Annotated in this window: 10 protein-coding genes; 7 read left to right on the top strand and 3 right to left on the bottom strand. The window is 62.3% G+C overall.

Annotated elements, in window-relative coordinates; all coding sequences use genetic code 11:
* Complete coding sequence (locus FHR23_RS03790; RefSeq protein WP_184001569.1) at nucleotides 1–1,338, bottom strand: M48 family metalloprotease; 1,338 nt, start codon at nucleotides 1,336–1,338, stop codon at nucleotides 1–3.
* A 159-nt stretch (nucleotides 1,339–1,497) separates the two neighbouring features.
* Entirely contained in the window at nucleotides 1,498–4,143 is a 2,646-nt protein-coding gene (locus tag FHR23_RS03785) for an Rne/Rng family ribonuclease (protein WP_425506340.1), read from the bottom strand.
* A 471-nt stretch (nucleotides 4,144–4,614) separates the two neighbouring features.
* Here FHR23_RS03785 and FHR23_RS03780 point away from each other — a divergent pair, with 471 nt between their 5' ends.
* From FHR23_RS03780 to FHR23_RS03765, 4 genes are all read left to right on the top strand, one after another.
* Nucleotides 4,615–5,913 (top strand): N-acetylmuramoyl-L-alanine amidase, encoded by a 1,299-nt coding sequence (locus FHR23_RS03780; protein ID WP_184001568.1) that lies wholly within the window; start codon nucleotides 4,615–4,617, stop codon nucleotides 5,911–5,913.
* Nucleotides 5,914–5,960: 47 nt separating this feature from the next.
* A complete protein-coding gene (locus tag FHR23_RS03775; protein ID WP_184001567.1) occupies nucleotides 5,961–8,483 on the top strand; it encodes a penicillin-binding protein 1A in 2,523 nt (840 codons plus the stop codon).
* Nucleotides 8,484–8,579: 96 nt separating this feature from the next.
* On the top strand, nucleotides 8,580–9,707 hold the full coding sequence (gene prfB, locus FHR23_RS03770) for a peptide chain release factor 2 (protein ID WP_184001566.1): 1,128 nt from the start codon (nucleotides 8,580–8,582) through the stop codon (nucleotides 9,705–9,707).
* On the top strand, nucleotides 9,707–10,474 hold the full coding sequence (locus FHR23_RS03765) for a class I SAM-dependent methyltransferase (protein ID WP_184001565.1): 768 nt from the start codon (nucleotides 9,707–9,709) through the stop codon (nucleotides 10,472–10,474). The genes prfB and FHR23_RS03765 overlap by 1 nt, the downstream gene beginning before the upstream one ends.
* On the opposite strand, the gene FHR23_RS03760 is transcribed toward FHR23_RS03765, so the two are convergent.
* Nucleotides 10,469–10,858 (bottom strand): JAB domain-containing protein, encoded by a 390-nt coding sequence (locus FHR23_RS03760; RefSeq protein ID WP_184001564.1) that lies wholly within the window; start codon nucleotides 10,856–10,858, stop codon nucleotides 10,469–10,471. The two genes, FHR23_RS03765 and FHR23_RS03760, sit on opposite strands and share 6 nt — an antisense overlap.
* A gap of 130 nt (nucleotides 10,859–10,988) precedes the next feature.
* On the opposite strand from FHR23_RS03760, the gene FHR23_RS03755 reads away from it, so the two are divergent.
* The 3 genes from FHR23_RS03755 (at nucleotide 10,989) to FHR23_RS03745 (ending at nucleotide 14,521) form a co-directional block, all read left to right on the top strand.
* Nucleotides 10,989–11,783, top strand: a complete 795-nt coding sequence (locus FHR23_RS03755) for a thymidylate synthase (RefSeq protein ID WP_184002160.1) — start codon at nucleotides 10,989–10,991, stop codon at nucleotides 11,781–11,783.
* A gap of 58 nt (nucleotides 11,784–11,841) precedes the next feature.
* Entirely contained in the window at nucleotides 11,842–12,264 is a 423-nt protein-coding gene (locus FHR23_RS03750) for a DUF2946 family protein (protein WP_184001563.1), read from the top strand.
* Between the two features lie 88 nt (nucleotides 12,265–12,352).
* The gene (locus FHR23_RS03745) at nucleotides 12,353–14,521 is read left to right on the top strand and encodes a TonB-dependent receptor (RefSeq protein WP_184001562.1); all 2,169 of its coding nucleotides are present in this window, start codon (nucleotides 12,353–12,355) and stop codon (nucleotides 14,519–14,521) included.
* The last annotated feature ends 6 nt before the right edge of the window (nucleotides 14,522–14,527 follow it).

Genomic DNA, 14,527 nt, shown 5'->3' with positions numbered 1-14,527 from the left:
TTAGTGTTTCTTGTCGCGCATCGCGTTTTGCGACACCATCAATATGTCCTGCGCGCGCAGCCAGTCGCGCGATCCTTCAGGAAGTCCGGCCATGGCGCGCTTGGCACTGACGGCCGCCATGGGGATGTCGCCGGTAATGTCGGACAGTTCGGCCTTGGCCAGCGCGGCATGCACCTCATCGCCCTGTCGCGTATAGATCGTACCGAGCTGAATCCATGCGAATGGATTGTCGTCGTCGCGGGCGACCGCCTGTTTCAGCACGGTTTCAGCCTCGGCATAATTTTTGGGATCGTCGGTTGAGACCAGCGCGTGGCCGAAGGTAGTGGCGATCAGCGGATTATAATTGCTGAGCTGTGTCGCCTTGCGCAGGGCAGTGAGCGATTCCTGCGGATGTCCGGCTTCCAGAAAAATCTGCCCCTGTAATTCCAGAAAATAGGGATCGTTCGGGTCATCCTTCACCAGAGCAGCCGCTGCTGCATCCGCCTCCTGCGGATAGCCGGCGCGGTGATAGGCATAGGCACGGGCGTAGAGTGCCGGGATCGAAGTGTTGGTCTTGGGATATTGGGTAAGTACGTCATCCAGCGGCTCGATATAGCCCTCCAGTTTGGCCTGAACGCGTTCGAACCGCTTTTCGATTCCCGGACTTTCAGGCTTGTTCCAGGAAGGCGAGCTTTCCAGCGTTTTGGTAAGTGCCGCAATACGGTCTCCGGTCAGCGGATGGCTCTGGTCATAGGCATTGTCCTGCGGAATCGCGAGGCGGTATTCCATGCCCTGAAGCTTTTTGAAGAACTCCAGCATCCCCTTGCCGCTGACACCCGCTTTGTTGAGAAACCGGGCGCCCGCTGCGTCGGCGGAGGCTTCCTGGGTGCGGCTATAGGCCAGATAGCTCCCCATTGCGGCGCGCTGGCCGGCCGACAGAATTCCTGCCCCGGCTTCGCCCGCACCGGCTGCCACCGCAGCAATGCCTAGCAACAGGCTGGCGATGGTGATGCCGGTGGGCGATTTCATCGCGCGACCGCCAAGCGGAACATGGCCGCCGACGATATGGCCCAGTTCGTGGGCGATAACGCCTTGCACTTCATTGGCGTTGTCGGCCGCCTCGATCAGCCCGGAATTGACATAGACCGTCTGCCCACCTGCGACGAAGGCGTTGATCTCCGGATCTTGCAGGATAACGATATTGACGTTTTTCGGGTCCAGCCCCGCAGCCTCGATAATCGGGCGCATCATGTCGTTGAACAGGGCGGTGGTTTCGGCATCCTGTAGCACGGTCTGGGCGCGCGCAGGTACGGCGGCCAGCAGGCAGACCATAGCAAGCAGGCTGAACAGACGCTTCATGCCCGCCATATTCCCGGAAAACATGTCATCAATCAATGTATTCGCAAATCATGTGCCGCCAATCGCGACGAACCGATAACAGATTTTGCATGAACCCGCGCTGAAACAAAAAGGGCCGCCGGATTTTCTCCGACGGCCCGTTTTGTTTTCATCGGTGTGTCAGCCGAAGGTGCGTTGCCACCAGCCGCGGCGCGGCGTTTCATTCTCGCCATTGTCCGCTGTCTCTGCATCGACACTGGCGGGTTCCGGTTCTGTTGCGCCGTTGGTGGCGGGAGCGGGTGCTTCCGCAACAGGTGCCTCTGGCGCTTCGGGAGCACTTTCGCTTGCGGTGTCCACCTTTGGCTCGGCCTTTTTACGGCGCGTGCGTTTCGGTTTCGGCTTTTCTTCCGCAACGGCAGCTTCGTCCGTTGCGGTTGCGGCCTCTGGCGTCGCCTCGGCAGGTTCGGCCGCTTTCTTGCGACGGGTGCGTTTCGGCTTCGGCTTTGCCTCCGCTTCGTCAGTCTCAGCGGGTTCCGCCGCTACAGGTTCGGCTGCCTTGGGTGCATCATCGTCACGCGCCTTCGGGCGACGACGCGTGCGCTTCGGCTTGGGGGCGGGTTCCGGTTCCGGCTCGGCGGTTGTTGCCGCTTCCGGTGCCGCTTCGACAGGGGCGGGTGCTTCCGCCTGCGGTTCAGACCCGGCATCCGTGCTTTCGCCGGATTCGGATGCACTATCCTCGCTGTCGGTATCCGCAGCCTTGTTCCGGCGTCCACCGCGACGACCGCGCCGGCGACGCTTGCGCTTTTCACCACCCTCGCTGTCCTCGGCATTGTCGGATTCATTGGTTTCCGCCGCGTCTTCCGCTTCGTCGGACGAATCCTCGGACGAATCCTCGTCCGTGCTGTCGCCGCTTTCCTGATCCTGCTGCGTATCGCGTCCGCGACCGCGCCGTCCGCGACGGCGACGACGGCGCTTGCGGCCGGAGCCTTCGTTTTCGCTGCGATCGGTTTCTTCCGACGCGTCGAAATCTTCCTCTTCGTCCTCTTCCTCGATCGGCAGGTCGTCGTCGGGATCTTCAATGATCGCATCGAGTTTCGGCGTGTATGCAGGCGGCGGCCCGGAAGCCTCGACCGACATACGTGCGCCCTCAATTTCCCCGTCGGGCGCAACTTCTACCTTCACGCCATAGCGTTCCTCGATCTCGGCAATGTCGGCACGCTTTTTGTTGAGGACGTAGAAGGCCGCTTCCTGGCTGGCACGCAGCAACAGACTGGACCCGCGACCGCGAGCGGCTTCATCCTCGATCAGGCGCAGCGCCGACAGCCCGGCCGACGAGGCGGTGCGCACCAGCCCGGTGCCTTCGCAATGCGGACACTGGCGCGTGGAGGCTTCCAGCACACCGGTACGCAGGCGCTGACGGCTCATCTCCATCAGCCCGAAGGCGGAGATGCGGCCGACCTGAATGCGGGCGCGGTCGGATTTCAGCGCTTCCTTCATCGCCTTTTCGACTTTGCGCACGTTCGATCCGTGGTCCATGTCGATAAAGTCGATGACGACCAGACCCGCCATGTCGCGCAAACGCAACTGACGAGCGATTTCCTGCGCCGCTTCCAGATTGGTCGCGGTCGCGGTCTGTTCGATATTATGCTCCTTGGTCGACCGGCCGGAGTTGATGTCGATCGACACCAGTGCCTCGGTCGGGTTGATGACCAGATAGCCGCCGGATTTAAGCTGCACGACGGGGTGATACATCGCCGCGAGCTGATCCTCGACATGATGGCGCTGGAACAGCGGCACCGCGTCGGAATATTGCTTCACGCGCCGCGCATGCGACGGCATCAGCAGCTTCATGAAGTCCTTGGCGGCGCGATAGCCTTCCTCGCCCTCCACCATCACTTCTTCGATATCGCGATTATAGATGTCGCGGATCGCGCGCTTGATCAGGTCGCTGTCGCCATAGACCAGCGCGGGCGCGGTCGATTTCAGCGTTTCCTCGCGAATGCCGTCCCATAGCCGGGCAAGATAGTCGAAATCGCGCTTGATCTCGGTCTTGGTACGCTTCAGCCCCGCGGTGCGGACGATGCAGCCCATGCTGGGCGGCAGCTTCATGTCCGACATGATCTGCTTCAGGCGCTTGCGGTCGGACGCGTTGGAAATCTTGCGGCTGATCCCGCCGCCATGGGCGGTGTTGGGCATCAGTACGCAATAGCGCCCCGCAAGGCTGAGATAGGTGGTCAGCGCCGCACCCTTGTTGCCGCGCTCTTCCTTGACGACCTGTACCAGCAGCACCTGACGGCGGCGGATGACGTCCTGAATCTTGTAGCGGCGGCGCAGTTCCATGCGGCGCTGGCGCAGCGCATCGGCGGCCTTGTCGGTTTCCCGGCGGCGCTTGCGGCGTCCGCCGGACGGCGTTTCGTCGTTGGCGTCGTCGTCCGCTTCCTCATCGTCGGAAGGGCGTTCGAGCACCTCGACGTCGCCGTCTTCGCCTTCATCCTCATCGACCTCGGCTTCGGCGCGCAGCGCGGCTTCCTCGGCGGCATGCTCGGCCTCTTCGGCGAGCAGCGCGTCGCGGTCTTCCTTCGGAATCTGGTAATAATCGGGATGGATTTCGCTGAACGCCAGGAAACCGTGGCGATTGCCGCCATAATCGACGAACGCCGCCTGCAGCGACGGTTCGACGCGGGTTACTTTTGCCAGATAGATATTGCCCTTGAGCTGTTTACGCTCGGACGATTCGAAATCAAACTCCTCGATACGGTTTCCCTTGACGACGGCGACGCGGGTTTCTTCCCGGTGCCGTGCGTCGATCAACATACGCATGGTCATTTATAGTTCTCCGGGCGCGCCGGGGCGTGAAAGCTCCCGGTGCGCGATGTGCGGGCCGGACGGGCGCGGGCGGTGCCGTCTGCGTCCGACGGGTTTTGCATTCTGCTGTTGCTGCATGGGCACGGCAGGACCGGTGGTCCGGCGCTTCCGCCATCGCGCACCGACCCGGAAAAACCGGGGCTGTGCGGGAAATAGGGGACGGAACTTGCCTCATTGCAGCGTCAACCTGACTGGTCGCGCACGATGGCGCGAAAGATACGGGCCGGCGGATGATGCATCTATCGCATTTTGCGCCGGTTATTGCGGTGCCTAGCACCGGTATGGCGGCGCGGCAACACTATGGCGCAATATTGACGGGTTGCGGCAGGACTTTGCCGCTTTCCGGCAAGACCCTGCCGAATTTCGTAAAGCGGCGATTAACGCTATCGCTTCACCGCTCCTTGGTGGGACCTGTTGCACAGGGGCAGCGTGATGAACGCCGCAAACACCATTCCCGCCATTTTTGGCTGGACCGCAGACGAAGTCGCACGGCATAGCCGTCGCGTGGCCCTTTTACTTGCCTTGCTGGCCGCCTGGTTCGGCGGCGCGCCTGCCTGGGCGGGCGCGATCGAACATGTCAGCGTGCAGCCAGACCGTATCGTCATCCGCTTCGACGGCAGCGTTGCCGATGCCAGCGCTTTCATGCTGGACGGCCCGCGGCGGATTGCGGTCGATGTCAACGGAGCCACTCCCGGCGGCACGGTGACCAAGGCCGGGCCGATCGCGGACGTGCGTCAGGGGATACATGACGGGGGCGCAGCGACGCGCATCGTATTCGACCTGTCTCAGCCTGCGGTGGTGACGAAGGGTGATTTCGGCAAGGACGGGAGCACCCTTACCCTGTCGCTTCGTGCCACCAGCGATTCCGGCTTCGCACAGGCCGCACAGGCGGGGCGGCTGCGTTTTCTTCCCGCCTTTCTTTTCGGGCGCAGGGGGCACGAACATAAATATAGCGTGCGGCTTCCGGTGCCGTCGCGTGCGACCATGATCGGCCTGCCGCACGTCTATGGCGACCCCAGCCGTCCACTGGTGGTGATTGATCCGGGGCATGGCGGGCATGATCCCGGCGCGATCGGCTATCAGGGGCTGGAAGAGAAAAATCTGACCCTGAAAACCGCACTGGCAATTCGCGATGCGCTGATCAAATCGGGGCGGGTGCGTGTGGCACTGACCCGCGACACCGACCGGTTCATTCCGCTGCGCGAACGCTATCGCATTGCCCGAAAGCTGCATGCCGACCTGTTCATCTCGATCCATTGCGACAGTTCGGACAACCCGGACGCGCACGGTGCCACCGCCTATACGTTGTCGGAGGTGGCGTCCGACAAGGAGGCCGCCCGGCTGGCAACGCGGGAGAACAAGGCGGATGTGATCTCCGGTGTCGATCTGGGGCATCAGTCGGCGGATGTTTCGTCGATCCTGATCGATCTGACCCAGCGCCAGACGATGAACGCGTCGTCGAACTTCGCACGGTTGCTGGGACGCGAGGCGAACCCGCTGATCCCCACCAAGTCGGAGTTTCATCGCATGGCGTCGCTGATGGTGCTGAAGGCGCCCGACATGCCGTCGATCCTGTTTGAAACCGGCTATATCTCCAACCCGACGGACGCGGCGTTCCTGAATTCCAATGCGGGTCGCGCAAAGATCGCGGACAGCGTCGAACAGGCAGTCGAAGTTTTCTTCGCCCGCCAATATGCGTCTGAACATAGCGACAGAGATTCGAACGGCTGATCGGGAATGGCTGGCGCGGCAGGCATTTCCTGCTACACCGCCGCACTATGTCCGAAGAAAGCGTATCGAACGTCAATTTACGGCTGAAGCGTGGGGTGGGGGGCCTTAAAGGCGGTTTCGCCAAAGTCCGCACGCGCTGGTGGTTTCGCATCCTTGCCTGGCTGGCGCTGCTGGCGGGGCTGGGTGCCTTTGCGCTGTGGTTGCTGTTTGCCCGCAATCTGCCGTCGGTCGATCAACTGAAATCCTATGAGCCGCCGCTGCCGACCTATGTCCGGTCGATCAGCGGGGAGCCGATCCACAGCTATGCCCGCGAACGCCGGATCGAGCTGTCCTATGACGAATATCCGCCGCTGCTCGTGCGCGCCTATATGTCGGCGGAGGACAAGACGTTTTTCGAACATCACGGCCTCGACTTTCCGGGACTGGTGCGTGCGGCGTTCAAGGGGCTGATTTCGGGGCATACGCCGCACGGCACCTCGACCATCACCCAGCAGGTGGCGAAGAACCTGCTGATCGGTAATCAGGTGACCTATACCCGCAAGATCAAGGAGGCGATCCTTGCCTGGCGGATCGAGGATGCGCTGACCAAGCAGCAGATCATGCAACTGTACCTCAACCAGATATTTCTGGGTCGCAACGCCTATGGCGTGGCGGCGGCGAGCCGCGCCTATTTTGGCAAGGGCCTGGATAAGCTGACACTGGCGCAGATGGCCTATCTGGCGATCCTGCCGAAGGGGCCGGCCAATTACGACCCCGACCGCGATACCCAGCGCGCGCTCGACCGGCGCAACTGGGTGCTGAACGAAATGCGCAAGAACGGGTTCATCAATCAGGCGCAATATCAGGAAGCGGTATCGCAACCGCTGGGCACGGTTGCCAACCCGCCCCCCAAATATCCGCGCGTGGCGGGCTATTTCGTTGAGGCTGTACGGCGGCAACTGATCGACAAATTCGGTGCCACTGCGGAAGATGGCCCGGACAGCGTCTATGCGGGCGGACTGTGGGTGCGTACCTCGCTTGATCCCAAGCTACAGGCCTATGCCGAAAAATCGCTGCGCGACGGGCTGATCCGCTATGACCGGATGCGCGGCGGTACGAGCTGGACCGGACCGATCCGCAAGGTGGAGATTAAGGACGGCGACTGGCGCGGGCCGCTGATCTACAGCAATGCCGGACTGAATTACGAAGACTGGCGCGTGGCGATCGTGGTGTCGAAGGATGGCGATACCGCCACGATCGGCTTTGACAACGGCAAGACGGCGGACCTGCCGCGCTCGGGGGCATCGATGTCGGTGCGCGGCAAGGGCGGCACCGCTTTTTCCGCGCTGGAACCGGGCGACATTATCGCCGTCGCGCCATCGGGTAACAGCTACACGCTCAAGAGCATTCCGCGCGTATCAGGCGGTATGATGGTGGAAGATCCGCGCACCGGCCGGGTGATGGCGATGCAGGGCGGATTCGATTCGCGTATTCAGGCTTTCAATCGTGCCATTCAGGCGGAACGGCAACCGGGATCGACGATCAAGCCGATCATCTATTCCGCCGCGCTGGAACAGGGGATGACACCCGCGACGCTGATTTCGGACGCCACCTATTGCGTCTATCAGGGTGCCGGGCTGGGCCAGAAATGCTTCCGCAACTTTGCCCATGAAGGCGGCACGGGCGAACACACGCTGCGCTGGGCCATCGAACAGTCGCGCAACCTGATGACAGTACGCGCCGCGGCGCAGACCGGCATGAATCATGTGGTCGACATGATCCAGCGGCTGGGGGTCAGCGAAAAGAAATATCCGCCCTATCTTTCCTTCGCGCTGGGTGCCGGGGAAACCACGGTACAGCGCATGGTCAATGCCTATGCGATCCTGGCCAATCATGGTCGCGCACTGACGCCGACGCTGATCGATTATGTGCAGGACCGGCACGGTAAGGTGATCTGGCCCGATAACTGGCGCGCATGCGAAGGCTGCAATGCGCCCGACTGGAACGGCAAGGCGATGCCGCGGCCGGTGGTGCAGAGCAAGCAGCTTGTCGATGCTCAGACGGCCTATCAGATCGTTCATATCATGGAAGGCGTGGTGACGCGCGGCACCGCACGCCGGCTGGCGAGTTTCAACCGGCCGATGATGGGCAAGACCGGTACGACCAGCGGTCCGACCGATGTCTGGTTCATCGGCGGCGTGCCGCAGATGATCGCGGGACTCTATGTCGGCTATGACACACCGCGTCCGCTGGGCCATTATGCGCAGGGCGCGACCATTGCCGTGCCGGTGTTCCAGCAATTCGCTAAACAGGCCTTTGCCGATCTGAAGCATAAGCCGTTTGTCGCGCCGCGCGGTATCCGCATGGTGCGGATCAACCGTGTGACCGGCAAGCCGGTATTCGGCGGCTGGCCCACCGATACCGCCAAGGCACCGGTGATCTGGGAAGCGTTCAAATCCGAAACCGCCGCCCGCACGGCACGACGGCAGGATGAGGCCCCCAAAACGCAAAAACAGCAACAGGCACCGGCGCAACAAGCAAAGCCGCAGAATGACAGCGACTTCCTTCAGCAGCAGGGCGGAATTTACTAGTCGCTACAGACTTCCCTATATCGGCGGTCAACCATCCGTCCGCCGGGCCAATGTCGTGCCCGGTACAGGCGGTGATACAGATTGATGGAGTGAACCATGCGCGCTGAAGCGCAGGCATATGTGGATCAGATCAACGCGGCACTCGAATTGCTGCGGCGTTTTCTCGACTGGGATCGGGCGCTCAGGCGGCTCGACGAACTCAATGCGCGCGTTGAGGACCAGTCGCTATGGGATAATCCGAAGGAAGCGCAGGCGGTCATGCGCGAACGCGGCCATCTGGACGATGCGATAACCGCGACGCGCAACATCGAACGCGAACTCAACGACACCGTCGAACTGATCGAACTCGCCGAAGCCGAAGGCGATGAGGATATGGCGTCGGAAGGTACCGCCGATCTGGCGGCGCTTGCCGCGCGTGCCGAGCGCGACAAGGTGAAGGCGCTGCTGTCGGGCGAAGCGGACGGCAACGACACTTATCTCGAAATCCACGCCGGCGCAGGCGGGACGGAAAGCCAGGACTGGGCGGAAATGCTCCAGCGCATGTATCAGCGCTGGGCCGAACGTCGCGGGTTGAAGGTCGAACTGGTCGATTATCATGCCGGGGAACAGGCGGGCATCAAGTCGGCGACGCTGCTGATGAAAGGCGAAAACGCCTATGGCTATGCCAAGACCGAAAGCGGCGTACACCGGCTGGTGCGCATTTCGCCCTATGACAGTTCGGCACGCCGCCACACCAGCTTTTCCAGCGTCTGGGTCTATCCGGTGATCGACGACGATATCGATATCGATATCAATGAAGGCGATCTGAAGATCGACACCTATCGGGCATCGGGTGCGGGCGGGCAGCACGTCAACACCACCGATTCCGCGGTGCGCATCACGCACGTTCCTACTGGGATCGTCGTTGCCAGCCAGAATGACCGATCCCAGCACAAGAACCGTGCGACCGCGATGGGGATGCTGAAGGCGCGCCTGTACGAAGCCGAATTGCGCAAGCGCGAAGAAGCGGCGATGGATGAACATGCTTCCAAATCCGATATCGGCTGGGGGCATCAGATCCGCTCTTATGTTCTGCAACCCTATCAACTGGTGAAGGATTTGCGCACCGGCGTCACCTCGACCGCGCCTTCGGATGTACTCGACGGCGCACTGGACCCGTTCATGGCGGCTGCGCTATCCCAGCGGGTGACCGGCGAGACGGTCGATGTGGAGGATGTCGACTGATGAAATGGCGCACGCCCTTGCTGGTTCTGGCCGGGGTGTTGTTGCTGGCCGGATGCGACGGTGGTCCGCCCAAGGTGCCGGATCGCAATCATGAGGATGCCGGGCCGTTCCCGGCGGCGGACCGGCCGGTCGCCAATATCGTATCGAGCCGCTGGTCGACCGAGGAAGCGCGCGACCGCCTGAACGAAGCGGGCGAGGTGATGGACAAGTCGGGGATCAGGCCCGGCATGACCGTGGCCGATATCGGGGCGGGGGCAGGCTATTATACCGTGCGCCTGTCGTCGCGCGTCGGGCCGAAGGGGCGCGTGCTGGCGGAGGATATCGTGCCGGAAGTGCGCGATGCGCTTGCCAGACGCGTGGCGCGCGAACGGCTCGATAATGTCAGTGTGCGGCTGGGCAAGCCCGCCGATCCGTTGCTGCCCGCCGACAGTTTCGACCGCATCCTGATGGTGCACATGTATCATGAGATCGAATCGCCCTATGAATTTCTCTGGTACATGCGCCCTTCACTGCGTCCGGATGGAGAGGTGATCGTCGTCGATGCCGACCGGCCGACCCAGTATCACGGTACGCCGCCGGCGCTGCTGAAATGCGAATTTGCAGCCGTCGGCTATACCCTGATCCGCATGGAGCCGATGCCCTCGGCAGGGGGCTATCTGGCGGTATTCAAGGCGCAGGGGCCGCGTCCCGAACCCGCCGATATCCGGCCCTGCCGTCTGGCGCAGCCCGCCGCCACGCCTGCATCCACCCGTCACGCAACGTCATAACAGGCCGAGCGCGCGGAAGCTGGCGCTGGCATCCGGCGTCAGGATCAGGTGGTCGATCAGCGTAATGCCGATCGGAGCGAGCAACCGCACCAGTGCGCGCGTTGCGGTGCAGTCGCCGCGGCTAGGTCGGGCGATGCCGCTGGGGTGGTTATGCGCCATGACCATTTTCGTGGCTCCGAAGCCGAGCGCATCGGTGGTGATGTCGCGCAACGGCAGCTCCGCGCGGTCGATTTCGAGGGATCGTATATGTCGCATTCCCAGCAACCGCATCTGCGCATCGCAATAGGCGAACGCCACCATCTCGACCGGGGCGCAGGCAATGCCAGCGAACCACCGGTCGGCGGGATCGGCTGGTGTCGATGGACCGCGAGGGGCACTCGGCATGGCTGAAATGCTGCCATGATGCGCCGGAGTGCGGCAGCCGGAACCGAATCGGTTTTGGCGCGGCTTTCATCCGATATGGAGCAATCATCCGTGCTTGGCGACAACGACGCCGGACGCTAAGCCTGTCGCCATGCGGCAATATCTCGAACTGATGACACGCGCACTGCATGACGGCGTCGAGCAGCAGGACCGGACCGGCGTGGGAACGCGATCGGTGTTCGGTCACCAGATGCGATTCGATCTGGCGGAAGGGTTTCCGGTACTCACCACCAAGAAGCTACATCTGCGCTCGATCATCGTCGAACTGCTGTGGTTTCTGCGCGGCGACACCAATGTCCGCTGGTTGCAGGAACGCAAGGTGTCGATCTGGGACGAATGGGCCGATGAAAACGGCGATCTCGGCCCCGTATACGGCAAGCAATGGCGCGACTGGGAAGCCGCCGACGGGCGCCATGTCGACCAGATTGCGGAACTGATCGACACGATCCGCACCAACCCGGCGTCGCGGCGTCAGGTGGTGACTGCGTGGAACCCCGGCGAACTGCATGCGATGGCACTCAGCCCGTGCCACTGCCTGTTTCAGACGCATGTCGCGAACGGCAGGCTGAGCCTGCAACTCTATCAGCGTTCGGCGGATATCTTTCTGGGCGTACCGTTCAACATCGCCAGCTATGCGTTGCTCACCCACATGCTGGCACAGCAATGCGATCTGGAGCCGGGTGAGTTCATCTGGACCGGCGGCGACTGCCATCTCTATTCCAACCATATCGAACAGGCACGCGAACAACTGACGCGTGTTCCGGGTCCGCTGCCGACGCTGGAAATCCTGCGCAAGCCCGATTCGATCGACGGCTATGCCTATGAGGATTTTGTGCTGCGCGACTATCAGGCGCAACCGCATATCAAGGCGCCTGTCGCGGTCTGATCCTGAACGACATGCGGTACTTGTGAAGCCGCGCCGGGCGCGGTAACCGCAAACCGCTATGGGATTGGGCGCTTTCCGAACCGGGCTGACGCGCGCGGCGATGCTGATCGCAGCGTTGACGGCGCTTGCCTATACGCTCGCCGTGCCGCCGGGATTCATGACCATGCGCGGCGCCGATGGCGGTGTGCAGATCGTGCTGTGTTCGGGTCATGGTCCGATGACCGCGGCCACGATGGCGATGCCGGGGATGGACATGGGCCATCACGGCAAGGGCGATCAGCATGACAAGGGATCGGACATGCAATGTCCCTTTGCCGGACATGCCGCCCCCTCCATGTCGTCCGGTCCGGCACCTGCGCCGTTCGAAGCACGGATCGCTTACACGCCATGGCCGGTTCTGCCGGTAACCGGTGCGGCACCCGGGCGCGGCATGTCCGCGCCGCCGCCGCCAAGCCGTGCGCCGCCCATTCTCACTGCCTGAAAAATTGTCGCGTCGGGGCTGAACCGCTCCGTCTGAAAAATTGACGACCTTTGCCTGTGGCGAGGGTCTGTCCGGCTATGAGAATGCTATGAACCATCTGGTTTCGCGCGCCGTTGCGCGCCGCCTGCCTTTGCTGGCGGGCACTATGTTTGCCTGTATTTCCGTCTCGCCCGCTTTTGCGCAACAACCGACCGCGTTGCCCGGCGTCGATGTTGCATCGGACAGCACGCCATCCGTCGCATCGGATGATGTCCGGACGCTCACCCGCGAGCAGATTGAGCAGCAATCGTCGCAATCGAGCGACCTTGCCGGTATCCTGACCCGGCTGCCGGGTGTCAGTGCCTATGGTGCGGGCGGCTTTTCCAGCCTGCCCAGCATCCGCGGGCTGGATAATCAACGGATCGGTATCCTGGTCGATGGCGTGCCCATCGACAGCGCATGTCCCAACAATATGAACCCGCCCTTGTCCTATACCGATCCCCATACGGTGGGATCGGTCAGCGTGGTGACGGGAGTTTCGCCGGTCAGCCTGGGCGGTGATACGATAGGCGGCGCGATTCTGGTGCAGACCGCGCCGCCCGAATTCGCACGACAGGGCAGCACGCTGTTCACCGGCCGTGCGTCGGGCTTCTATCGCTCGAACGGCAATGCGGCGGGCGCATCGCTGGCGATGACGGCGGCGACGGATACCCTGAGCCTGACCTATGACGGTTCCTATACCCGTTCGGAAAATTATGACGGCGGGGGCAACGACGGGGTGGTCCGGTCGACCGAATATGAAAAGACCGACCACAGCCTGTCCTTTGCCGCGCAGACCTCCGCGGGGCTGTTCCAGCTTCGCGGCGGCATCCAGCGGGCGCCGTATGAGGGCTTTCCCAATCAATATATGGACATGACGGACAACAGGTCATGGTTCCTGAACGGCAGCTACACCAACTATTTCGACTGGGGCGATGTCGACCTGAAGGTTCATTACCGCGACACCGACCATGCAATGAATTTTCTGGCGGACAAGGGCGGGACCGCCGATGGCGGTATGCCGATGAACACCGAAGATCATGGCGCGGGCTATGTCCTGAAGCTCAGCCTGCTCGCCACGTCGCGCGACACGATCAATATCGGCAGCGAATATCAGCATCAGTGGCTGAACGATTACTGGCCGCCGGTCGCAGGGTCGATGATGATGGGCCCCGACACCTTCATCAACGTCAACCGTGCGCATCGCGACCGGCTGGGCACCTATGCCGAATGGCATGCCGACTGGTCGTCCGCACTGACCACAACGATCGGCGTTCGCAACGATCAGGTGTGGATGAACACCGGCGATGTGCAGCCCTATGGCACAGGCATGATGCAGATGGCCGATGTCGCCGCCGCCAAGGCGTTCAATGCGGTCGGGCACCACCGGCATGACAGCAACTGGAGCGGTAGTGCGCTGATGCGCTATCAGGCCGGGCCGGGCGTCGCGATCGACTTCGGCTATGCGCACAAAGTTCATTCGCCGACGCTGTATGAGCGCTACACCTGGGGTCGCGGATCGATGGCAAGCCGGATGATCGGCTGGTTCGGGGACGGCAACGGCTATGTCGGCAATCTGGACCTGAAACCCGAACGTGCCGATACGATCAGCGGAGCGCTGACCTTCACCAGCGCGAAAAAGGGCGACTGGTCGCTGAAGGTCGCGCCCTACTGGACGCATGTCGCCGACTATATCGACGTGCGCAAGCTGCAGGATCTGACCGATATGATGGGGATGCCCAGCGGGTTCGTGCAGTTGCAGTTCACTAATCGGGAGGCACGTTTTTATGGCGTCGACGTGTCGGGCGACCTGATGCTGTGGCGTGGAATGCATGGGGCGGCAGCGCGTCTGGCCACACAGGCAAGCTGGGTGCATGGCGAAAATCTGAGCGATCACGATGCGCTTTATCACCAGATGCCGGTCCATGCCTCGGTGACGCTGGATTATGCCGACAAGTCCTGGGACGGGCATCTCGGACTGCAGGCGGTGGCTGCCAAAACGCGTGTGGACCTGACCCGAAACGAGCCGGAGACCAGTGGCTATGCGCTGGTTAATCTGGGCGGCGGCTATAGCTGGCACGGGCTTCGGCTGGGCGTCGATGTCACCAACCTGTTCGATACCGCCTATTATCTGCCGCTCGGCGGGATGTCGCTGGGCGATTATGACGCGACGGGCGTGTTGCGACCGGTGCCGGGACGCGGGCGCAGTTTCAATGTCGATCTGAGCGCCAAATTCTGATGGCGA

This window comes from Stakelama sediminis (assembly GCF_014199335.1).
Lineage (GTDB): Bacteria > Pseudomonadota > Alphaproteobacteria > Sphingomonadales > Sphingomonadaceae > Sphingomonas > Sphingomonas sediminis.
The sequence above is the reverse complement of the archived record's forward strand: the minus strand, read 5'-3'. Positions and strand labels throughout refer to the sequence as shown.

Coding starts and splice junctions, on each gene's coding strand:
- FHR23_RS03790 (WP_184001569.1), bottom strand. CDS start 1,338: ATGAAGCGTCTGTTCAGCCTGCTTGCTATGGTCTGCCTGCTGGCCGCC.
- FHR23_RS03785 (WP_425506340.1), bottom strand. CDS start 4,143: ATGACCATGCGTATGTTGATCGACGCACGGCACCGGGAAGAAACCCGC.
- FHR23_RS03780 (WP_184001568.1), top strand. CDS start 4,615: ATGAACGCCGCAAACACCATTCCCGCCATTTTTGGCTGGACCGCAGAC.
- FHR23_RS03775 (WP_184001567.1), top strand. CDS start 5,961: ATGTCCGAAGAAAGCGTATCGAACGTCAATTTACGGCTGAAGCGTGGG.
- prfB (WP_184001566.1), top strand. CDS start 8,580: ATGCGCGCTGAAGCGCAGGCATATGTGGATCAGATCAACGCGGCACTC.
- FHR23_RS03765 (WP_184001565.1), top strand. CDS start 9,707: ATGAAATGGCGCACGCCCTTGCTGGTTCTGGCCGGGGTGTTGTTGCTG.
- FHR23_RS03760 (WP_184001564.1), bottom strand. CDS start 10,858: ATGCCGAGTGCCCCTCGCGGTCCATCGACACCAGCCGATCCCGCCGAC.
- FHR23_RS03755 (WP_184002160.1), top strand. CDS start 10,989: ATGCGGCAATATCTCGAACTGATGACACGCGCACTGCATGACGGCGTC.
- FHR23_RS03750 (WP_184001563.1), top strand. CDS start 11,842: ATGGGATTGGGCGCTTTCCGAACCGGGCTGACGCGCGCGGCGATGCTG.
- FHR23_RS03745 (WP_184001562.1), top strand. CDS start 12,353: ATGAACCATCTGGTTTCGCGCGCCGTTGCGCGCCGCCTGCCTTTGCTG.